The 21,844-nt window shown below is 43.0% G+C and carries 17 protein-coding genes; 13 read left to right on the plus strand and 4 right to left on the minus strand.

The features are described from left to right. Positions 1-24 precede the first annotated feature (24 nt). Positions 25-573, plus strand: a complete 549-nt coding sequence (locus tag DFP77_RS15975) for a GGDEF domain-containing protein (protein ID WP_114413229.1) — start codon at positions 25-27, stop codon at positions 571-573. Positions 574-653: 80 nt separating this feature from the next. On the opposite strand, the gene DFP77_RS15980 is transcribed toward DFP77_RS15975, so the two are convergent. Together DFP77_RS15980 and DFP77_RS15985 are read right to left on the minus strand one after the other, a co-directional pair. Next, on the minus strand, positions 654-1,886 hold the full coding sequence (locus DFP77_RS15980) for a sugar MFS transporter (protein ID WP_114413230.1): 1,233 nt from the start codon (positions 1,884-1,886) through the stop codon (positions 654-656). A 344-nt stretch (positions 1,887-2,230) separates the two neighbouring features. Beyond that, positions 2,231-4,618, minus strand: coding sequence for a methyl-accepting chemotaxis protein (locus DFP77_RS15985; RefSeq protein WP_114413231.1), 2,388 nt, complete (start codon positions 4,616-4,618; stop codon positions 2,231-2,233). A gap of 187 nt (positions 4,619-4,805) precedes the next feature. Here DFP77_RS15985 and recJ point away from each other — a divergent pair, with 187 nt between their 5' ends. The 9 genes from recJ to DFP77_RS16030 all read left to right on the plus strand — a co-directional run bounded on the left by recJ (position 4,806) and on the right by DFP77_RS16030 (position 15,928). Beyond that, positions 4,806-6,530, plus strand: coding sequence for a single-stranded-DNA-specific exonuclease RecJ (gene recJ / locus DFP77_RS15990; RefSeq protein WP_114413232.1), 1,725 nt, complete (start codon positions 4,806-4,808; stop codon positions 6,528-6,530). A gap of 136 nt (positions 6,531-6,666) precedes the next feature. After that, positions 6,667-7,509: a bifunctional methylenetetrahydrofolate dehydrogenase/methenyltetrahydrofolate cyclohydrolase FolD gene (folD, locus tag DFP77_RS15995; RefSeq protein ID WP_114413233.1), complete on the plus strand. Its 843-nt coding sequence runs from the start codon at positions 6,667-6,669 to the stop codon at positions 7,507-7,509. Between the two features lie 125 nt (positions 7,510-7,634). Next, the gene (locus tag DFP77_RS16000) at positions 7,635-8,225 is read left to right on the plus strand and encodes a UPF0149 family protein (RefSeq protein ID WP_114413234.1); all 591 of its coding nucleotides are present in this window, start codon (positions 7,635-7,637) and stop codon (positions 8,223-8,225) included. An 80-nt stretch (positions 8,226-8,305) separates the two neighbouring features. Then, complete coding sequence (locus DFP77_RS16005; protein WP_114413235.1) at positions 8,306-9,613, plus strand: aminopeptidase P N-terminal domain-containing protein; 1,308 nt, start codon at positions 8,306-8,308, stop codon at positions 9,611-9,613. Between the two features lie 27 nt (positions 9,614-9,640). Continuing rightward, a complete protein-coding gene (locus tag DFP77_RS16010) occupies positions 9,641-10,849 on the plus strand; it encodes a UbiH/UbiF/VisC/COQ6 family ubiquinone biosynthesis hydroxylase (protein ID WP_258861194.1) in 1,209 nt (402 codons plus the stop codon). Positions 10,850-10,991: 142 nt separating this feature from the next. Continuing rightward, on the plus strand, positions 10,992-11,816 hold the full coding sequence (locus DFP77_RS16015; protein ID WP_114413236.1) for an HDOD domain-containing protein: 825 nt from the start codon (positions 10,992-10,994) through the stop codon (positions 11,814-11,816). A gap of 246 nt (positions 11,817-12,062) precedes the next feature. Further along, positions 12,063-13,130, plus strand: coding sequence for a Fe(3+) ABC transporter substrate-binding protein (locus DFP77_RS16020; RefSeq protein ID WP_220235549.1), 1,068 nt, complete (start codon positions 12,063-12,065; stop codon positions 13,128-13,130). A gap of 57 nt (positions 13,131-13,187) precedes the next feature. Then, positions 13,188-14,846 carry an ABC transporter permease gene (locus tag DFP77_RS16025; protein WP_114413237.1) on the plus strand — a complete coding sequence of 553 codons (1,659 nt, stop codon included), beginning with the start codon at positions 13,188-13,190 and terminating at the stop codon, positions 14,844-14,846. Positions 14,847-14,860: 14 nt separating this feature from the next. Beyond that, complete coding sequence (locus tag DFP77_RS16030) at positions 14,861-15,928, plus strand: ABC transporter ATP-binding protein (RefSeq protein WP_114413238.1); 1,068 nt, start codon at positions 14,861-14,863, stop codon at positions 15,926-15,928. Positions 15,929-15,939: 11 nt separating this feature from the next. On the opposite strand, the gene DFP77_RS16035 is transcribed toward DFP77_RS16030, so the two are convergent. Continuing rightward, a complete protein-coding gene (locus DFP77_RS16035) occupies positions 15,940-16,806 on the minus strand; it encodes an HDOD domain-containing protein (RefSeq protein ID WP_114413239.1) in 867 nt (288 codons plus the stop codon). Between the two features lie 109 nt (positions 16,807-16,915). On the opposite strand from DFP77_RS16035, the gene DFP77_RS16040 reads away from it, so the two are divergent. Further along, positions 16,916-18,112: a class I SAM-dependent rRNA methyltransferase gene (locus tag DFP77_RS16040; protein WP_114413263.1), complete on the plus strand. Its 1,197-nt coding sequence runs from the start codon at positions 16,916-16,918 to the stop codon at positions 18,110-18,112. Between the two features lie 94 nt (positions 18,113-18,206). On the opposite strand, the gene DFP77_RS16045 is transcribed toward DFP77_RS16040, so the two are convergent. Continuing rightward, the gene (locus DFP77_RS16045; protein WP_114413240.1) at positions 18,207-18,863 is read right to left on the minus strand and encodes a histidinol-phosphatase; all 657 of its coding nucleotides are present in this window, start codon (positions 18,861-18,863) and stop codon (positions 18,207-18,209) included. A 135-nt stretch (positions 18,864-18,998) separates the two neighbouring features. On the opposite strand from DFP77_RS16045, the gene DFP77_RS16050 reads away from it, so the two are divergent. Further along, positions 18,999-19,487, plus strand: coding sequence for an RNA pyrophosphohydrolase (locus DFP77_RS16050; RefSeq protein WP_114413241.1), 489 nt, complete (start codon positions 18,999-19,001; stop codon positions 19,485-19,487). 45 nt (positions 19,488-19,532) lie between these two features. Then, positions 19,533-21,821 (plus strand): phosphoenolpyruvate--protein phosphotransferase, encoded by a 2,289-nt coding sequence (gene ptsP / locus DFP77_RS16055; protein WP_114413242.1) that lies wholly within the window; start codon positions 19,533-19,535, stop codon positions 21,819-21,821. Positions 21,822-21,844 lie beyond the last annotated feature (23 nt).

The raw sequence follows: 21,844 nt of genomic DNA on the forward strand, positions 1-21,844 counted from the left end.
CTGCTTTATCTGTGGTAAGAAGAAGTGTATCAACTTCAGCAGTTGGCTTCTTCTACACCTGATTTGCAGTGTCGCACTTATTATCTGAATTTAGGGTTATATGCCTATACCGATCCGTTAACAAAGTTGTTAAATCGAAGAGGGATATTACAGCGCTTAGAAATAAGTACTCAACAAAGCTTTCACCTTTTGTTGGCCGATGTAGACTTCTTTAAACGAATTAATGATGAATATGGTCATGATGTTGGTGACTATGCGTTAACTCAGTTAGCTAAAATATTCCAAGAATCTCTGCCGAAGAAAGACGATTTAGTTTCAAGGTGGGGAGGCGAGGAGTTTTTGATCGCTGTTTGTGGCATGGACGAATACGAGGTATTTGAGTTTGCTGAAATTTTGCGCCATCGAGTAGAGTCTTACGAATTTTCTCATTTAGACCAGCGTTTCCATATGACTTTAAGCTTTGGTTTAGCTGGGATGAATAGCAGTACATCATTGCGAGAAGCCATTACGTTAGCAGATAATCGTTTGTATCAAGCGAAGCGATCTGGCAGGAATCAAACCTGTCGAGCGTAGCTCTAATATATGATTTTATAGTAAACCCGCCCTAGGCTTTCCTAGGGCGGGTTTACTATTTCAGATTGTATGTTATCGGATTATTGCTGCTTTGGCTTTGAACCAAATACACCAAAATAAGCGATGTATAGGTAACAAAAAATAGGCATGATAAATGAGATCTGAAGGCCAATAGAGTCAGCGATTAGGCCTTGAAGCATAGGTAGGATTGCACCACCGACAATAGCTAAGCACAACAAACCGGAACCACGACTTGTTTGTGGTCCAAGGTCTTTCAGGGCAAGACTGAAAATGGTTGGGAACATAATAGAGTTAAACAAGCCAACGATTAATATTGACCACATTGCTAGATGACCATCGTTGATGATGGCACTGGCTATTAATGCAATTACAGCAAGTGCATTTATCGTCAATAACGTTCCTGCTGAAATACGCTGCATTAGTGCTGCACCGATAAAGCGTCCCACCATTGCGCCGCCCCAGTAATAAGCAACGTAGTGCGCTGCTTCTGCTTCAGCAAGACCTGCGATGTTTTCTAATCCGAAAAAGTTTACTAATAAGCTACCAATGGCCACTTCCGCGCCAACGTACATGAAGATAGCCACAGTACCTAGTACCAAGTGACGATGCTTTAGAATACTTTCACTTGGTACGTTTGCCTCTGTGCTTTCTATACTAGAGGGTGTCGGAAGGCTAATACGAGTAAAAATAGCAGCTAGAACAATCAGCAAAATTGCCAAACCAATATAGGGAATAATAACGCTTTCAGCTTCTTGTGCTTTAGTCGCGTATTGTCCTGCAACAGTGAATAGTAGAGCGCCGCCAACCAGAGGAGCCACTGTCGTTCCTAAAGCATTAAACGCTTGAGACAAGGTTAAACGGCTTGATGCCGTTTCAGTCGGACCCATAACAGTGACAAGTGGATTCGCTGCAACCTGTAGAATCGTGATGCCAGCAGCAAGGACGAACAGGGCAGTTAAAAATATACTGTATTGTTGGGCTTTAGCTGCGGCAACAAACAATAGGCAGCCAGCTGCGGCAATCATTAGACCGATACCAATGCCACGTTGAAAACCTACTTTTTTGACTAGGTTTCCTGCTGGAACGGAGACAATAAAGTAGGCGCCAAAGAAACACATTTGAATCATCATTGCTTGGGTGTAATTAAGGTCGAATACACCTTTTAAGTGCGGGATTAAAATGTCATTCAGTGATGTGATAAAGCCCCACATGAAAAACAATGATGTAAGAGCTATCAAGGCAAAACGCTGGTTTGATTGTGGCTTGTCTGCCACGGAAGTTTGATTATTCATATTTTTTCCGATGAGTTAAAACGAGAGTTGCTCAGTTTTTATCTTTAGGATGTCAATCCAAATCAAAAAAGTGCGGCATCATAGCATCGAAAATTTGTTTTTAGTGGTGGGTTGGGTTTGAAGGAACAATTGTTCTATAAAATTCCTTTATTGGCTGTCTATTGTAAGAAAGTCTCACCTATGCGCTTATAATGTAACAAAGCCTATCGATTTTAGGTGTTTGATTTTCAAATTCTTTTTTGGGTTTTATGCGGGCTGAATAGCTGTAGGCCAGCGATGCCAGATACTATTTGTATAGGCTGCGCCTCGGTACGCAGGCAAACATACTGAGGCGCTACTTTAACTTACTTGTCGTCTGTATCAATAGTGGGACGGACAAGGTCTCTACGATCAGTAGACCAACTGTTGTCTGTTACTTGGAAGCGGTTAATTTGTACCATGATGCCTTCAGACAACTGAACAACATTTTTTCCGACCATTGTTGAATGTTCTGTCTGTTTATTAATTTGTACAAAGCTGGCTTTCATATCATTGTAATGAGAGGTGACTTCCAAAAAATTATTTTGCTGACCTGTGATCGCCATAGCGATTTGCGCGACTCTATCCGAGATCGTTTCCATTGCGCTTTTAACTTGAGATAAAGATTGTGTCGCTTGTTGTACCTTTTCTAAGGAGTGGTTCGCATTAGATTTGCTGTTCTCCATACGTTTAACAACTTCTTGAGTGCCATTCTGAATAGCTCCCACCATGTTTGCTACTTCATCGGTAGATTGGCGAGTTTTAGAGGCTAAAGAGCGCACTTCATCGGCTACAACGGCAAATCCTCGACCTGCTTCACCAGCGCGAGCTGCTTCTATCGCTGCATTTAGTGCTAATAAGTTAGTTTGCTCTGCGATGCTATTAATAACATCAATAATACCTGCTATACGGTCTGTATCGCCTTTCAGCTTGGAAAGTGCATCAACAGCTTCTGTAATATCACCTGAAAGTTCTGTCATGCTTCCAGCGACTTTATTGACAATTTCACTGCTAGAAAGAACGGTCGTATTGCCTTGTATTGATGCTTGATTAATCTCTTCAAGCTCCTGCTCTACTTTTTTGGTAGATTCATTGGTTTCCGATAAGCAATCGTTTACTTTTTCGGCTTGATGTTTTTGCTGGTCTGCTGCTGATGAAAGTTGGCCGTTAACGTCAGCCATTTCTTCTGAAATAGGTTTTAGTCGCGCGACAGAAGATAGAACTGCTGAAAATGTTTTATCAATATGACCGATAAATAAGTTAATGCCTTTGGCTAATTCAGCAAGTTCATCATTACTTTTGGCCGGTAATCTCTGAGTTAAGTTTCCTTCTCCTTCAGCAATGTCATGCATCATTTTGACCATGTTATTAATGGGACGGATAATTACTCTAGAAAGTAGTAGGCCTAGAAAAGCGCCAATAATTAACGCTATAACAGAGACTATTGTTAGTGTTGTATAGACGTTGTTTTTTAGACTTTCTATGGGGCTGAATGCTTCCGATTGACTTTGCTCACTGATAATTATCCAATCCATGCCGTGGATTTTTAGAGGTTTGAATGCACTTAAAGAGGGTTCATTAAAGTAGTTTTTATCAATGACTAAACCTTCTTTTCCAGCGATTGCTTCATTTACGGCTGTGTTATTTATTTCTAAAAGCCCAATGGTTGTACCGCGGCTCGCAATTTCATCAATTGTTTTATTGGGTAAGCTTATTGCTTTTGCCTTTTGTATAAATCTTTCTTTGTTCTCTAATAGTAAGCGGTCGTTGCTGTGCATCAATTTATTATGACCAACCAAATAGGTTTGCCCTGTATTTCCTAAACCATTTTTCTCCCATGTTTGATTGTATGTCATCACGGCATCAATACGATCAATTGGCATCTGGAAAATTAACACAGCGATGATTTTCCCATCACTAGATATAGGGGATGAAATAAAAGAGGCTTGTGCATTATAAGATGGGCCGTAAGGCGCAAAATCCGTTAAGTAGGTTGCTTTTTCATTGCCATCCACCGCTTTTTTGAAAGCCTCAGCTAACCCTGAGTTCTTGTAAGGGCCAGTCGTTAAGGAGGTGCCGAAGTCCAACTCTTTATAGACGCTATAGATAACATTACTTGTTGTTGCATCGGCAATGAAAACATCATAAAACCCAAATTCCTTTTGAAACTGATGAAACATAGGGTGGAATTCTTGATGTATTTTGTCATATGTCGTGCCATCCCCAGATGTGTCTAGCGTGTCTTTTTCACCTAGTGGCGCTGGGTTTTTTGCGATGTACGTTGATTGAATAGCTTTTGCTGTTGGGCTTAATGATGCCAATAGTGAAGAAGGATTACTGGATTGTCCCAAATTTAGGCTTTGGTAATTTTTATCAAACTGATTTTGGTAATAGTCAGCTAATTTTTTATCTGTGTCAGACGTTGTGTTGTTTGGGTAATCATTAAAGGCATTAGAAAAGGATTTAGCTGCAGAAACGGTACTATTGTTTTGAGATAAACTAATTATCTGCTTATCTATAAAAGAAAAGTAGGTCTCTATTGATTGCGCGGTTAAATCTCGAGAGGTAATTAGCTGTTTTTGAGTGCTTTCTTGGAGAGCTTTCGTTCCCTCATTTAGCGCACTTTGGCTGACAATTAATCCAACAATCACTGTTGGGGCTACGGCGAGTAAGGTACCCATCATAATCAAACGAGTTTTTATTGATAAGGTCATCTTTCATCCTAAAAGTTGTTTGTTAGTACAACGCCTATAATTATTTATAGACTTACATTTATAGTTAAGCAAACGGATCTTGCGATGTTATAGGTATTTAATCACTTTGCCATAAAATGGAATATCCTATTTGTGTTACCCTTCTCTATTGTTTTGTAACCATTTTAGTTTTTGAGTGTTTATAGTTATGCGAATAGAGCGTCGATCCATTCCAGCCATTGCTGAAGACTTGCCAGAAGACATGCCTTTGAGTTTACGTCGTATTTTTATGGCGAGGGGGGTGGGCACCAGCCTAGAGCTTGATTACCGTCTACCTAATTTACTAAGGCCTAGCTCTTTATTTGATCTAACAATCGCGGCAAAGATTTTGGCTGATGCAATTGTTGCAGGTCAGAAGATTCTGATTGTTGGCGATTTTGACGCGGATGGTGCGACTAGTACCAGTCTTGGGATTCTTGCTTTAGAGGCAATGGGAGCGATTGCTCCAGAATACTTGGTGCCAAATCGCTTTGAGTTTGGTTATGGTCTGACGCCTGAAATAGTTGAGGTCGCACAAAAAAGTTCTCCCAATGTATTGGTGACAGTTGATAATGGTATTGCCAGTATTGATGGTGTTCAAGCTGCCAAAGCTTATGGCATGAAAGTCGTGGTTACTGACCACCATTTGCCCGGTGATACGCTGCCAAATGCGGATGCTATTGTGAACCCAAATCATCCTAGTTGTGGTTTCCCAAGTAAAAACTTAGCTGGTGTCGGAGTGATTTTCTATGTGATGTCGGCATTAAGAGCCGAATTAAATAGTCGTAACTGGTTTGCTGACCAGCATATTCCAGAACCGAAAATGGCGGACTATTTGGATTTGGTTGCGCTTGGTACGGTAGCTGATGTGGTGCCTTTGGATGCCAATAATCGTATTTTGGTTCAGCAAGGCATCAAGCGAATTCAGGCCGGTTTGGCGCGTCCAGGTATCCTTGCTTTATTAGAAGTAGGGCGTCGTGATTATACTCAATTGAAGGCATCAGACTTGGGTTTTGTTGTCGGCCCTAGATTAAATGCGGCGGGGCGGCTTGATGATATGTCGGTTGGTATTGAATGTCTGTTGGCTGTACACCCACATCAAGCACGTAATTATGCACAGCAATTAGATCAGTTTAATCGCGAGCGCAAAGCCATTGAGTCGGATATGAAAGAGCAGGCAGAATTAGTGCTTGAGTCTTTATTGGATGAAGAGCAGGAAATGCCAAATGGCATGTGCTTTTATGATGCGGACTGGCACCAAGGTGTGATTGGTATTTTGGCCTCGCGGATGAAAGATAAATGTCATCGTCCGGTGATTGCTTTTGCTCGTGTTGGTGAAGATGAGTTAAAAGGTTCAGCGCGCTCGATTCCAGGTGTACATATTCGTGATGCATTGGACTTATTGGCCAAGCGTTATCCACAGTTGCTTAGCAAATTTGGTGGTCATGCTATGGCGGCGGGCATGTCGATTAAAGAATCGCATTATGAGGCTTTTCAATTGGCATTCGATGCCATTATTACTGAATGGGTGACGCCGGAACAGCTAGAAGCAACCTTGTTGACTGATGGCCAGCTGGCGCCAGAAGATTTTAGTCTGAGTTTTGCTGAGCAAGTTCGTTTATCTGGTCCGTGGGGGCAAATGTTCCCAGAGCCATGTTTTGATGGCGTGTTTGATATTCTGCAGCAGCGCATCGTGGGTGAAAAGCATTTGAAGCTTATGGTGCGCGAGCCGAGCAGTGGACTATTGCTGGATGGGATTAGCTTTTTTGTCGATTTAGACCAATGGCCCAATGATAAAGCGACTCAAGCACGCTTAGTTTATAAGCTGGATGTGAATGAGTTTCGAGGTCAGCGTAATTTGCAGCTATTAGTGGACTATTTAGAGCCTGCATAATTAGGTGTTAAAGAACGAAAAGGGGAAGATTTTCCATTTTGAGGAACAAATTGTTTTAGGCATTGCGTATCGAAACAAAAGTTGAGGTATAATGCCGCTCCCTCATACATCACTCTAATTTTACTGGAGCTCATTCATGACTGCACTGGTTCTTGACGGCAAACTTTGCGCCAAAGAAACTGAAAACCGCCTAGAGGCTCAAGTTACTGAGCTTAAGGCGCGTACCGGTTGCACCCCTATTTTAGCAACAATATTAGTGGGTGCTGATCCAGCATCAGCCACTTATGTGAAAATGAAAGGCAATGCTTGTCGTCGTGTTGGCATGGACTCTATGGCCATTGAACTGCCTGAAAGCACTACGACAGAGCAGCTTTTAAACAAAATTAATGAGCTAAATAATAACCCAGATGTGCATGGGATTTTGCTACAACATCCTGTTCCTGCACAAGTTGATGAGCGTCTGTGCTTCGACGCCATTGCAGCTCATAAAGATGTTGATGGTGTGACTTGCCTTGGCTTTGGCCGTATGGCAATGAAAGAGCCGGCATACGGTGCAGCGACTCCAGCGGGTATTATGCGTTTGCTTGCCGCTTACGACATCCCATTAGAAGGGAAGCATGTTGTTGTGGTTGGTCGTAGCCCGATTCTTGGCAAGCCGATGGCAATGATGATGCTGAACGCCAATGCTACGGTAACAATGTGTCACTCTCGCACTCAGAATTTATCTGAATTTGTTAAGCAGGCCGATGTGGTTGTTGGCGCAGTAGGTAAACCTGAGTTGATCAAAGCTGATTGGATTAAAGACGGTGCTGTCGTTGTTGATGCTGGTTACCACCCAGGTGGTATTGGTGATATCGAACTGGGTCCATTGAAGGACCGTGTTGCCGCTTACACACCCGTTCCTGGTGGTGTTGGCCCCATGACAATCAATACTTTGATTCTGCAAACGCTGGAATCTGGCCTGAAACAACTAGGCTAAGCAGACTTGAAAGGTCTGTATAATAGCCCCATATTGTTGAGAGAAGATCGCAAAATGGGACAAAAAGCCGCGCCATTAGGTGCGGCTTCTTTTTTATAAACTGAACAGCAAAAGGTTGGCATGATATGTCCACAGAAATGTTAAAAGACGCATTGGACTTTGATTTGATCGCCGATGTTTTTGTTACAGAATCTATTACGGCGTCACCATCCGAGTTGCATGGTCAGCTTTGTGGCTATTTGGCTTCTGGTGTGGCTCTGCCATTAGAAGATTGGCTGAATATGGTGGTAGAGTTTTGTGACATTGAGGGCTGGAAAGAAGAAGCAAGTCGAGCTGTTATTGTTGAACTTTATACTGCAACGTTAACTTTATTTCAAAATGGCGAGTTTGCACTTGTGCCCAGTATTTCAGATGAAGATGCTGAATTGTGTGAAAGAGGCGTTACTTTATCTCAATGGGCGCATGGCTTTTTAGCGGGTTATGGTTTATCTGGTCAGAAGAATGAACTCTCTGATGAAACCAAGCAAATTTTACGTGATTTTGCCAATATCTCTGGCATGCAGGCAGAAATGCGCGCATTAGAAGATAACAATGATAATGAAGCTGATTTAACAGAGCTGGTGGAATACGTCAGATTATCAGCGATGATGTTGTACACAGAGCATCATGATATCAACCCAGATGTTGATCATACTAAACAGAATTCTTTGCATTAAGTCCTTCGCACTAAAAAGCGTCTAAGCAAAGTGTAACCAATGGTATTTGATGGAATGACAATTAATAAGTGAGACCTTCTATGAAAATTGATACTCAAACTTATCAAGCTCGCCGCGAACGCTTGATGCAATCCTTACCTGAGAACAGTGTAGTGGTGTTGCGAACTGGTGAGCTGGCGACACGCAATAATGATTGCGAGTATGAGTTTCGTCCTCATAGTAGTTTTTTCTATTTAACGGGATATCCTGAGCCAAGCGCCTACGCCATTATTTATGGCAGTGGCGAGATGACGCTCGTCACTCTACCAAAAGATCCTGAGCGTGAGCAATGGGATGGTTTTCGTTTTGGTAGCGAAGGGGCGATAGCAAATTTTGGCGCAAGTGATGCGGCTCCGCTGGAAGAGTTAGATAAGGTTGCGTTTGCCGCTTTAGATGGTGCCGAGCATGTTGTGTATTTATTTAATGACGATGTTCTTCGTGAAAAAATTGCCGGCTGGCGTGATGCCATTGCTGCACGGGTCAGAATCGGCGCTGTGGCACCAGCAAGTTTTATCGATCTTTTCCCTCAGGTTGCTGAAATGCGTTTGCACAAAGACGCAGAAGAAATTGCCATTATGGAAGCGGCTGCGCAAATTAGTGTTGAAGCCCATAAACAGGCAATGCGCTCTGTTCGCCCGGGGATGTACGAATACCAGTTAGAAGCTGAGTTGAATTACGTGTTTATGAAATCCGGTGCGCGCCAGCCTGCGTATAACAATATTGTCGCCTCAGGCAGCAATGCTTGCGTTTTGCATTACATCAAAAATGACGAAGAAATCGAAGAGGGTGACCTGATCTTAATTGATGCAGGGGCAGAGTTGGGTTGCTACGCCGCGGACATTACTCGTACTTTTCCTGCAACAGGTAAGTTTAGTGAGCCGCAAGCTGCTTTATATCAAGTGGTATTAGATGCTTACCATGCGGGAATGAAAGAGCTTGAAGTAGGAACGCCGTATGAAGCTTGTCATAACGCAGCGGTTCGGACATTAACACAAGGCTTAGTGACTCACGGATTGTTAACTGGCGATGTGGATTTCCTGATCGAGAGCAAAGCATATCGAGACTTTTATATGCACAATACAGGACATTGGCTAGGCTTGGATGTTCATGATTGTGGCGCTTATAAAATCGCTGGTGAATCTCGCTTGTTAGAAAAAGGCATGGTGTTAACCATTGAACCTGGCCTTTATGTTTCGGCAGACAACGAATCAGTAGATGCAAAGTGGCGTGGCATCGGTATTCGTATTGAAGACGATGTGCTTATTCGTGCTGATGGGCCTTATGTTTTAACTCACGGGTTGCCAAAAGAAATCGCTGATATTGAAGCTTTCATGGCTGAAAAACGATAATTACTATAAAGACGAGACGGAGTACATATGATGGCTAAATCGTATGATTTGATAATAGTGGGTGCCGGCATGGTAGGTGCTTTGTCAGCGATATTATTAGCCAAATCTTCTTTACGTATTGCGCTTGTCGATAAACATGATGGCGAATATCGTCTATCGACTCCGCCCGCTTATGATGCACGTGTGAGTGCTATTTCTAGCCAATCAAAAGCCTTACTTGAAACCGCAAATGTTTGGCAGGGAATTGCCCGTGATCGTATTGCTTCTTATGACAATATGGTGGTTTGGGATGGTCTTGGTGAAGGGCATGTTGACTTTAATGCCGGAGAAGTTGTGCTGCCCGAGCTTGGGCATCTCGTTGAAAATGCGGTATTGAATCAGCAACTAATGAAACAAGCTAGAAGCTCAAAAAATATCGACTTGTATTTAGGCGATACACTAGATTCTCATGAGCTGAGTGAGTCTGGTGTGAGAGTTGAGTTAGCTTCTGGTCATACTCTTGATGCTCAGGTGATCATTGCAGCAGACGGTGCGATGTCCAAACTTCGTAGCGAAAATGCTTTTGATACTGTTGAGTGGGATTATGGTCACCATGCTATTGTGACCACTATTGAAATTGCCCAGCCCCATGGAAATACCGCTTGGCAGAGCTTTGGCGAAGAAGGTATTTTAGCGTTTCTTCCGCTTCCTTCTGTTGAGCAAAAACATTTTGTTTCCATTGTTTGGTCTGTGCCACCGAAAGAAGCTGAATCTCTAATGGCTCTCGACGAAGAAGCATTTTGCCGCCGTTTACATTACGCGATGAACAAGCGTTTTGATGTCTTGGGTATCATGCAAACACGTCAGGTTATTCCATTGCGACAGCGTCATGCCAAACAATATGTAAAAGCAGGGCTAGCGTTAATAGGTGATGCAGCGCATACGATTCATCCTCTTGCAGGGCAAGGGGCAAACTTGGGATTTGGTGATGTTAAGGCGTTAGTGGACGTTCTAGAAAAGGCTCATCGACGTGGTGAATATCTTGGTGCGAGTAAGGTGCTGCGTCGTTATCAGCGTGCTCGTATGCTGGATAATATTGCCATGGCTGCAGGCATGGAATCGTTTAAACGTTTATTTTCTACTCAACAGCCACTCATTGTTCAGTTGAGAAATATAGGCATGAAGGGGTTTAATCAAAACATTTCTTTGAAAAAGAAATTGGTTGCTAGGGCGGCCGGTTTGTCTTCGTTCTCATAACGTATTTGTCATTTTTTGTTTCCTGCCTAGATGGAAGTTCTGGTTTGCTTGCAAAACACTACTTATTTCTGGTTGCAAAAAGTAGGCGCTGTTTTATTCTGCTTAAACAGTAATATAACCAACCAGAGTAAGGTGGAATGGTATGCAGGCACAAGATCTTTTAAGGCAAACCGATAAACTCCCTAATGTCCCAGATGTCGTTCGTGAACTCATTCAGTTGCTAAGTGATCCAGATGTTAATTACTCTGAACTCACGGAAAAAGTCTCTCATGACCAAACAATTTCACTGAAAGTACTGCGTGTGGTTAACTCGGCTTACTTTGGTTTATCGAGGAAAATCTCATCAATCGATGAGGCGACTGTCTTGCTGGGTACCGATAAGTTGAAGACCTTGGTTATTGCTTCCGGTTTTGCAAGCTCTGTTTCCAAGGTAGAAGGCTTAAAATTACCAGAGTTCTGGGCTGATTCTTTTCGAGTTGCCGAGTTGGCGCAATGGTTAGCTAAACGTACTCCGCTTGTTCAAGCCGATGAAGCCTTTACTGTTGGTATTGTCCATAATATAGGTCGTTTGTTATTGCACCTTACAGAACCTACAATTGCCCAAGAAATTCAAGAGTTAGTCGCTAACCGTAAAGCTGGTCGAGTAAAAGCAGAGCAAGACTTACTTGGCTTCACCTCTCAAGATGCTGGAAAAGCCTTAATGGATTTGTGGAAATTTCCAGCAGGCCTTGGTCTGGCGGTACAGTTACACAAACGCCCGTTTGCAAATGAAGAGCCTAATCCATTGGCATGCGTATTGAATCTAGCATGTTACTTGAATGCTTGTATCCGTGCCGAGCGAGAATATGACCTAGTACGTGAAGGTTTTCCTATGGCAGTAGCGAAAGCAGCGGGTTTAAATGAAGGTGTTGTGTATGAATTAGACGATGCGTTGATGATTGGCGATGGGCTAAATCAACTCATTTAATATTCCCTTTATCGCCTATTTATGAAGTGAACTTCTTGGCATAAGTTAATCTCTAATGGCGTCTTACTATTCTATAGTTGCTTGCTCTTGTTAAAGTGATCAAGCAAATGATAATCGCTAGTGTTTAGCGTTCTGTTATGCTAATTTCTTGTCTCATTTTTATGATGTTCCTTATGGGCTTTAGAGCGTGTTTTTTGCTTTTTTATCCAGTAAGTGGCTGAGAATAGTTAGAAGGAGAGTGGTCGAATGATGTTACCTAGCTTGCTTGATAAAAAAGGTCGAAAATCTATATTGAGCTCTGTTGGTTTTGTCACATTGGTTGCGTCGCTTCTTCTCCCTTTAGGGGCTCAGGCAAAAGGAGAGATTAATATTTATTCAGCTCGAAAAGAGTCTCTTATCAAGCCTGTATTAAACACTTTTTCTGAAGAGAATGATGTTGTTGTAAACCTGATAACGGGTTCTGCTGATGCACTGTTAAGTCGCTTAAAAGCGGAAGGCGATGCCAGTCCTGCGGATATGTTTATTACCGTTGATGCTGGTCGTTTATACAGAGCGAAAGCGGCCGGAGTATTGCAGCCTATTCAGAACGACGTGCTAAGTACAAACATACCAAGCCACTTACGAGATAGTGATGGCTATTGGTTTGGTTTATCCCAACGTGCACGTGTTATTTTTTATAATCCTAAGACAGTTGCTCCAAGTGAGCTGTCTACCTACGAAGACCTGGCGAGCTCGAAGTGGAAAGGGCGTATTTGTGTGCGTTCCTCTGCCAATATTTATAACCAATCTCTGGTTGCTTCCATGTTGGAAGCCGATGGTCATGAGAAAACGCAAGCATGGATCAAAGGGCTTGTTTCTAACCTAGCTCGTCCGCCTTTTGGTGGTGACGTGGATCTATTAAAAGCCGTTTCTGCGGGTGTATGTGATCTAACGTTGGCGAATACTTATTACTATGGTCGTCTTGGTCAAAGTGATAGCGCAGATGAAAGAGCGGTTTATAACGACGTAAAATTGTTTTGGCCTAACCAAGCGCAAGGCGAACGCGGTGCTCATGTAAACGTGAGTGGTGCAGGTATCACTGCAGCGGCAACGAACATTGAGAATGCAACATTGTTGCTGGAGTTCCTGACGAATCGAGCTTCGCAAGAATGGTACGCTCATGTGAACAATGAATATCCCGTAGTAAAAGGCGTTGGTGCTCCTGAAATGTTGGCACCATTTGGCACCTTCCGTGCAGACACGATTTCATTAAGCCAATTAGGTGAAAATAACCGTGAAGCTGTTGAAATTATGGATACAGCTGGTTGGAAGTGATTTTTTCTGGCGTAGGCTCTAAATAAAGAGCGTTTTATTAAGGTTTTTTGACATTTAATGGCTGATTTAGCTCCCCTGAGTGTAGCAAGTAAATTTAAATGGAATTGGTTGAAAATAGTGGCAATGATGATTGCCGCTATTTTGGCGTTACCCATTTTAGTCGTTTTAGTGAATGTATTAATCGGTGATGGTGAAGTGTGGCAACATCTTTATCAGACGGTATTAGCTGAATACATTTCAAACTCAATATTGTTAATGCTAGGCGTTGGGATCGGTGTGCTGTTGATCGGTGTGCCCTTTGCTTGGTTGACGAGTATGTGTAACTTTCCTGGTCGTACTTTCTTCTCCTGGGCATTGTTGTTGCCAATGGCAATGCCTGCTTACATTATTGCTTATACCTACACGGGTGTGCTGGATTTTGCTGGACCTGTGCAAACGTTTATCCGTGAGTTTACGGGTTGGCGCTATGGTGAATATTGGTTCTTTGAAATACGCTCTTTAGGGGGCGCCATGGTGATGTTGACCTTGGTACTTTATCCTTATGTTTATTTAATGAGCCGAGCGGCTTTTTTAGAGCAGTCTGAGAACACTTTAGAGGTCAGTCGAACACTTGGTTATTCTGGTCGTGCAGTCTTTTTTAAATTGGCTCTTCCCTTAGCTCGCCCAGCGATTGTCACGGGTCTGACCTTGGCGCTAATGGAAACATTGGCGGATTACGGGACGGTACAATATTTCAGTGTAAACACCTTTACGACGGGGATTTTGCGTACCTTTTATGGATTTGGTGATATTGCGGCGGCTTCCCAATTAGCAGGCGTTTTGTTGCTGTTTGTTGCTGTGTTGATCTTGCTTGAGCGACGCTCTAGGCACCGTATACGTTATCATGCATCTGGCTTAAAAAAGGCCAGTAACCGTCGTATGGTTTTGAAGGGGGGGCGTGGCTTGCTTGCTACTCTCTTTTGCTCATTGCCTATTTTGGTTGGTTTTTTTATCCCTGTCATCGTGTTGGCATATTGGGCAATGTTTAAAGCTGAGATGCCTGGCTCAAACTTTATCCAGCTAGCATGGAATTCTTTTTACTTAGCCGCTATTGCTTCTCTTATTGTCGTGAGTTTAGCCCTAGTTTTGAGCTATGCCATTCGCTTAAATAACGGTAAGACGGTTAAAGCGTCAGTGGGCGTAGCTGGACTTGGTTATGCTCTGCCTGGAACGATTATCGCGATTGGTACTATTGTGCCTTTGGCGTGGCTAGACCATAGGATTATTGATTTAGTAAAGCATTACAATGGCGAAAGAGTGGGGCTGCTTTTTTCAGGTACATTGGTAGCTCTGTTGTTTGCTTATTCAGTTCGTTTTATGGCGGTTTCTTTGGGAGCTGTACAGAATGGTCTTGGCAAGATTAAACCCAGTATGGACATGGCTGGGCGCTCTTTGGGGATGTCTCCTTTTAAGGTGTTAGTTCGGGTTCATGTGCCCTTGTTAAAAGGATCTGTGTTGACGGCCATGCTGATCGTTTTTGTCGATGTACTTAAAGAGTTACCGGCTACTTTAGTGCTTCGGCCGTTCAATTTTAATACGTTGGCAGTAAGAGCATTTGAACTGGCTTCTGATGAGCGGCTCGTTGATGCTGCACCTGCTTCGTTAATGATTGTGCTGGTGGGGCTGGTACCAGTGATTTTATTAAGCCGTTCTATTTCATCGCGTACTGGGTATTAAAAATAAGGTTTCATATGACATCATCACCGCTTTATACATCGTTGAAAGAATTAACACTCAGTGGTGTTTCTGTCGGATATGACAAAGAGGCTGTCGTCAAAGACGTATCGTTTCAGCTATCAGAAGGGCAAATAGGCTGTTTACTCGGCCCTAGTGGTTGCGGTAAATCGACACTATTACGAGCTATTGCCGGTTTTGAATCTTTGATGACAGGGGAAATACGAATTGATGGTGAGATAATTTCAAATCCATCACACAGTGTGAATCCAGAGCATCGCTATATTGGTATGGTTTTCCAAGATATTGCCTTGTTTCCACATCTTACGATTGCTCAAAATATTGCCTTTGGTTTGTCTGCTTGGCAGAAAAATTTAATAGAAGAGCGGGTTGCTTATCTACTGGATTTAGTTGGATTGGCAGGCTTTCAATCACGATATCCACATTCTTTGTCTGGTGGGCAGCAGCAGCGTGTTGCCTTGGCTCGAGCGATTGCACCAAAGCCGAAGTTATTACTTATGGATGAACCCTTTTCGGGGTTAGATGCCAAATTGAGGGAAGAGTTGGTGCCTGATATTCGCCGTATTCTCCAGCATGAGAAAATGAGTGCTTTATTGGTGACTCACGATCAGATGGAAGCATTTGCGATGGCGGATCAAGTATCGGTTATGGATTCTGGAGAAGTGCATCAAACGGGTTCACCGTATCAAATCTACCATCGCCCTGAAACACGTTTTGTCGCGAGCTTCATAGGCCATGGTGATTTTCTAACGGCGACTGTGTGTGGTTCGAATTGCGTGCATTCCGATTTGGGGAATATACGTGGAGAGCTTGATCATGGCTTTGCTGATAATGAGCAGGTGGATTTATTAGTTCGGCCTGATGATATTTTGCATGATGATGATAGTGAGTTTGTTGGTGTGATTGTGAGTAAGTGGTTTCGTGGCTCGCACTTTCTATACCGAGTTAAATTATCTTCCGGCAAAGTCGTTTATTGCTTTGCTTCTTCTCATCACAATCACTCGGTGGGTCAAGAAATAGGCTTGAGTGTACACCTAGATCATTTGGTCATGTTTTCACGCTAGGCGAACGGACCTTAATTTAACCCCAGTCCTTGTTCGTGGCAGGTTTCGATCAGTCCTTCAAAATCGTATTCGGTCAGCTCTAAATGATCGAGTACGTAATGGCCGATTTTTTCCCATTCATAATCCTTATCTACATTGCCTATGTGTTTGTGGGCAGCGGCAATGTGCTCAGCCATTTTCAAAATAGATGCAAAGGTTAAATTGATAGAGTCGCCAGCAACTCGATGAGAGAATAAAAAGTCAATTCTGTGATGTTTGGCGATAACTGCACAGCAGCTTTTGGGTAATCCCCAAGATTTTGCAAGGTAATAGCCAACGACTGAATGATTGGTTTTAAAGGCTAGATTTTCAAAGTTCGTTAATTGGAAATTTGGGTCTTGATAGCCTTTTATCAATATTTCTTTGTAGCCTTTAAAACGCTTTAGCATCAGAGGAATGCCTGCATTGTGAAAAAGACCAAGCGCGTAACATTCATCTTGGTATTTGACGTTTAACTGGCTGGCTAAGCTCGAACAGATCGCGGCTACATCTGTTGCTGTATCCCAAAAGCTGTGCAGAGATTGTATGGTGTCATCGGACAATTCACTTTTTACTGCTAAGCCATTTACGATATTGGTTACGCTGTTTGTTCCCAGAAGCATGACGGCTTGTTGGACCGAGGCGATTTTTCTAGGTAGGCTAAATGCTGCTGAGTTAACCAGTTTTAATACCGCAGCAGATAGACTGACATCTTGTGAAATAATGTCAGATATGCGTGCCATGTCTGGATCAGGCATGGCTTGTTCCATGTGTAAGTCCACCATGATTTGTGGCTGCGGTGGAATACTAATGCCTTGTAATATACGTCTTAGCTGATTTTCATTTAATGTTTGTGACATGACTTAGGTGCACTTTTTTGTAGCAAGTATGGGGACAATTACGTAATTCGTGGCAATTGAAACTAGAGTAACTATAATAACGTTTTTTTAATTATACTGGGTGAAAATTTTGAGTGTTATTCGACTAAAGGGTCAAGCTGATCGCCGTTTACGAGCTGGGCATCAATGGATTTACAGCAATGAAGTAAATACTTCAGATACGCCATTAAAGCAATTTACTCCTGGTGATCAAGTCGTTGTCGAAACCGCACAAGGTAAACCTCTTGGTATTGCAACGATTAACCCAAATACATTAATTTGTGGTCGCTTAATTAGTCGTAGTACGGACACTTTTCTGAATAAGTCGACATTAGTTCACCGCCTTAAAATTGCGCTATCTCTGCGAGAAATGACCTATGCTGCGCCGTATTACCGTCTAGTGTTCGGCGATTCTGATGGTTTATCTGGCCTAGTGGTTGACCGCTTTGGCGATATTTTAGTTGTACAAATTTCCACAGCGGGAATGGAACGAGTAAAAGGTGAAGTCGTTGAAGCCTTACAAGATGTGGTAAAACCATCGGCTATTTTGATGAAGAATGATGGCAAGATGCGTCAAATAGAAGGCTTGGAAACTTATGTGGAAGAAGCTTTCGGCTCAGTGCCAGAATTGGTTTTCCTACAAGAAAATGATGTGTTGTTCCAAGCCCCTGTGTGGGACGGACAAAAAACAGGTTGGTTTTATGACCATCGTGAAAACCGCAAAACTATGCAAGGTTTTTGCGATGGCAAACGTGTACTAGACGTTTTCTCTTACATTGGTGGTTGGGGAGTTCAAGCCGCTTCTGCAGGTGCGACGGACGTGACTTTTATCGACGCCTCTGAAAGTGCTTTAAGCCATGTGGATGAAAACCTTAGATTGAATCAATATGAAGGCGGCTCAACCTTGATGCATGGCGATGCATTTGAAGCGATGCAGTCATTGATTGAAGATAAAGAGCGTTTCGATGTCGTGGTTATGGATCCACCGGCTTTTATTGCTCGTCGTAAAGACATTAAAGCAGGCGAGGGTGCTTATCATCGCGCTAACCAGCTAGCGATGCGTTTGGTTGCAAAGGGCGGTATCTTAGTTTCTGGTTCTTGTTCAATGCATTTAGAGACAGCTCGATTACACGATATTATCCGTAGTAACAGCCGTCAATTAGAGCGTTTCTCACAATTGATTTATCGTGGTACTCAAGCGCCTGACCATCCTGTGCATCCTGCGATTGAAGAAACAGAATACCTTAAAGCAATGTTTTATCGTATTCATAACAATATGGGCTTATAAGCTCCGTTTGCTTATTAGACTGTAATAGCAAAAAAGCGCTGTCGGATTGGATCTGGCAGCACTTTTTCGTTTGGCATTCTTATTATTTTGTTAATTAATCTCTTAACGAAATATGCTGCCAGCCACGATCTTGCGCAATTTTTGTTAGAGTCTCATCAGCATCAACAGCAATAGGGTGGCTGACTAATTCTAGTAATGGCAAATCATTACGAGAATCACTGTAAAAATAGCTACCTTCCATCGTGTGACCAGTTTCAGCCAGCCAATCGTTTAGGCGAGTGACTTTGCCAGCTTGAAAGCTTGGCACGCCAACAATTTTTCCTGTGTAGTGATCATCAATAATCTCTGGCACTGGCGCAATGATATGATCCATGCCCAAGGCATCGCCAATTGGCCCAGTAACAAACTGATTGGTCGCAGTAATCATCAGTAAGAAATGGCCTTGCTCTTTGTGATGTTTTAGCAAAGCGTTGGCTTTTTCTTGCATCATCGGCTGAACTTTTTCCTGCATGAAGGTGTTGTGTAATTTAGTTAGCTCTTCTTTAGAAAACTTTGTTAGGGGGGCTAGGCTAAACGCAAGGTATTCATGAATATCTAGAGTGCCAGATTGATACTGAACAAAGAACTTATCATTAGCCTCTTTGTAGGCCTGAGTATCGACCAAGCCTTTTTCAACGAGAAATTGCCCCCATGTATAATCACTGTCACCATTTAGTAATGTGCCATCTAAGTCAAATATTGCGAGTGTCACAAGCTGCCCTCAATTCTTCAAAAGTGCGTGAATTATAGCCTCCAAGACAATAAATAACAGTAGTCTTAATTGTGCAGATGGGGGAATTATGGAACAATGAATCTAATTTATTCTTATATTAGAAGGTGATGGCTCGTGATTGATGCAGACGGATACAGACCGAATGTGGGCATCATATTGATGAACGAGCGTGGCCAGCTTCTTTGGGCGAGACGTGTTGGGCAAAATGCTTGGCAATTTCCTCAAGGAGGCATCAAATCCGACGAGACACCTGAAGACGCATTATTTCGAGAGCTCAAAGAAGAAGTAGGCTTAGATCCCCATCAGGTAGAAATAATAGGAAAGACTCGTGGATGGTTACGTTATCGTCTTCCTAAGCGCATGCTAAGACACAATAGTAAACCTTTATGCATCGGGCAAAAACAGAAATGGTTTTTACTTTCTATTCGTTGCACCGATTCATCAGTGTGCGTGGACGGAACAGAAACACCAGAATTTGATGGCTGGCGCTGGGTGAGTTATTGGTACCCGCTTGGTCAAGTGGTGGCATTCAAAAAAGATGTATATCGCCGGGCGCTGAAAGAACTTATTCCAAGTGCGCACCGCAGCTTAGATAAAAAATAACTCTATGTCTTAATGATGGAGGTTATATAGATTGATGGGAGAGCTATGTTAAGTTTATTAAGACGTATTACCCAAGAGGTGACTGCCGCACAGTCCTTGTCTGCTGCACTCGACATTATTGTTCGACGTGTTCGCAGAGCTATGCGTGCTGAAGTGTGTTCGATTTATTTAGTCGACTCAAACTCCAAAGAATATGTCTTAATGGCAACACGTGGTTTGAATGCCGATATGGCTGGTAATATTAGCTTGAAAGCGGATGAGGGCTTGGTAAGTCTAGTGGGTCGAAGAGCAGAGCCTGTTAACCTTGAAGATGCCCATATTCACCCATCATTCCATTATTTAAAAGGCACTGGAGAAGAGCGTTATCGTTCTTTTTTAGGGGTTCCTATCATACATCACCGCCAAGTATTAGGCGTGCTGGTGGTTCAGCATGAAGATAAGCGCCGTTTTGATGAAGGTGAAGAAGCTTTTCTAATTACGCTATCCGCTCAACTCGCTGGAGTTATCGCTCATGCAGAAGCGACTGGCGCGATTACGAATCTTAGTCCTAATGCTATTCCGAGCGGATCTGACTTTCGCTATAAGGGCATCCCGGGTAGTTCTGGTGTAGCCATTGGCCGAGGTGTGGTGGTATTTCCCCCCGCTGATTTAGATGTTATCCCTGACCGTATAGTCACTGATCCAGAAGAGGATATTCAAGACTTCTATCAAGCACTTGATGCGGTTCGACAAGATATCCGACGTGCCAGCAATCGTATTAGTCAGCACCTTTCAGCAGACGAAAAAGCACTATTCGATGTGTATTTAAAGATCCTCGATGACAACTCAATCGCTGGTGAAGTGGTTCGAAAAATTCAAGAGGGTAACTGGGCGCAAGGTGCCCTACGACATGTTATCCAAGCGCACATTAACCAGTTTAATCGCATGGATGATCCATATTTACGAGAGCGAGCTTCGGATCTTCGTGACCTTGGGCGTCGGATATTATCGCATCTTCAAGAGAAAGCGCCGAATTTAGCAGAGCGCTTCAACGAACCATCTATCATTATTGGTGAAGAACTCACAGCGTCTATGTTGGGTGAAATCCCCATTGATAAGATTAAAGGTTTAGTTTCTGTGATGGGATCGGGTAACTCGCATGTTGCTATTTTGGCTCGTGCGATGGGTATTCCGACTGTCATGGGGGCGCTGGATTTACCTTATGCCCAGCTTGATAAAGTAGATCTGATCGTAGATGGATATTTGGGTAAAGTTTATACCTACCCATCCGAAGCTCTGATTGATAATTACCAGCAAATTGTTGATGAAGAGCGTCAGCTCGAAGAAGAATATGAAACCCTAAAAGACTTACCTTGTGAAACCCTAGATGGCCGACGTTTATCTTTGTTTGTGAATACTGGTTTGTCTGCTGATATTGCCCGTTCTCTAGACCGAGGGGCGGAAGGGATCGGCCTTTACCGTACTGAAGTGCCTTTCATGGTGCGAGATCGTTTTCCAACTGAGGCTGAACAGGTAGTTATTTATCGTCAGCAATTAGAAGGATTTGCGCCTGCTCCGGTTACGGTTCGTACTTTAGATATTGGTGGCGATAAAGCACTACCTTATTTTCCAATTAATGAAGCCAACCCTTTCTTGGGTTGGCGTGGTATTCGGGTAACCTTGGATCACCTGGAAATATTCATGGCGCAAATTCGTGCCATGATTAAAGCCAGTGCAGGTCTACATAATCTAAAAATCATGCTGCCAATGATCTCAAATGTGGCAGAGGTTGAAGAGGCACTTGCTCTTATCCGTCGTGCGTATGCTGAAGTAAAAGAAGAAGGATACGACGTTAAAATGCCTCAGGTTGGCGTGATGATAGAAATTCCTGCCGCCGTTTATCAGGTTAATGAATTAGCTGAATTGGTTGATTTTTTGTCGGTGGGAAGCAATGATTTAACCCAGTACTTATTGGCAGTAGACCGAAATAACCCTCGTGTGGCCGATCTATATAATTCATTTCATCCATCTGTGTTACGTGCTTTGTATAGCATTGTTGATCAAGTGAGAGACGAAGGCGTAGGTTTAAGTGTGTGTGGTGAAATGGCAGGTGATCCTATGGGGGCTATTTTGTTAATGGCCATGGGATACGATGTATTATCTATGAGTTCAACTAGCCTTCCTAAAGTGAAAGCAGTGATCCGTAATATTTCTATGGGGCAGGCCCAGGCAATGCTTGAAGAGGTGATGAAACTATCTCATGCCGAAGCAGTCACACAAACCATGACTCGACTCATGCGCGAAGCCAATATTGAGCGTTTGATTCGACCTTCCAAAACCAACAATGTAGATTAACTCCTACCAGAGGTTCGCTTCAC

This window comes from Marinomonas foliarum (assembly GCF_003337275.1).
Taxonomy (GTDB): domain Bacteria; phylum Pseudomonadota; class Gammaproteobacteria; order Pseudomonadales; family Marinomonadaceae; genus Marinomonas; species Marinomonas foliarum.

Coding starts and splice junctions, on each gene's coding strand:
- ptsP (WP_114413242.1), top strand. CDS start 19,533: ATGTTAAGTTTATTAAGACGTATTACCCAAGAGGTGACTGCCGCACAG.
- DFP77_RS16030 (WP_114413238.1), top strand. CDS start 14,861: ATGACATCATCACCGCTTTATACATCGTTGAAAGAATTAACACTCAGT.
- recJ (WP_114413232.1), top strand. CDS start 4,806: ATGCGAATAGAGCGTCGATCCATTCCAGCCATTGCTGAAGACTTGCCA.
- DFP77_RS16025 (WP_114413237.1), top strand. CDS start 13,188: ATGGCTGATTTAGCTCCCCTGAGTGTAGCAAGTAAATTTAAATGGAAT.
- DFP77_RS16035 (WP_114413239.1), bottom strand. CDS start 16,806: ATGTCACAAACATTAAATGAAAATCAGCTAAGACGTATATTACAAGGC.
- DFP77_RS16000 (WP_114413234.1), top strand. CDS start 7,635: ATGTCCACAGAAATGTTAAAAGACGCATTGGACTTTGATTTGATCGCC.
- DFP77_RS16015 (WP_114413236.1), top strand. CDS start 10,992: ATGCAGGCACAAGATCTTTTAAGGCAAACCGATAAACTCCCTAATGTC.
- DFP77_RS16010 (WP_258861194.1), top strand. CDS start 9,641: ATGATGGCTAAATCGTATGATTTGATAATAGTGGGTGCCGGCATGGTA.
- DFP77_RS16020 (WP_220235549.1), top strand. CDS start 12,063: ATGATGTTACCTAGCTTGCTTGATAAAAAAGGTCGAAAATCTATATTG.
- folD (WP_114413233.1), top strand. CDS start 6,667: ATGACTGCACTGGTTCTTGACGGCAAACTTTGCGCCAAAGAAACTGAA.
- DFP77_RS16005 (WP_114413235.1), top strand. CDS start 8,306: ATGAAAATTGATACTCAAACTTATCAAGCTCGCCGCGAACGCTTGATG.
- DFP77_RS15980 (WP_114413230.1), bottom strand. CDS start 1,886: ATGAATAATCAAACTTCCGTGGCAGACAAGCCACAATCAAACCAGCGT.
- DFP77_RS15985 (WP_114413231.1), bottom strand. CDS start 4,618: ATGACCTTATCAATAAAAACTCGTTTGATTATGATGGGTACCTTACTC.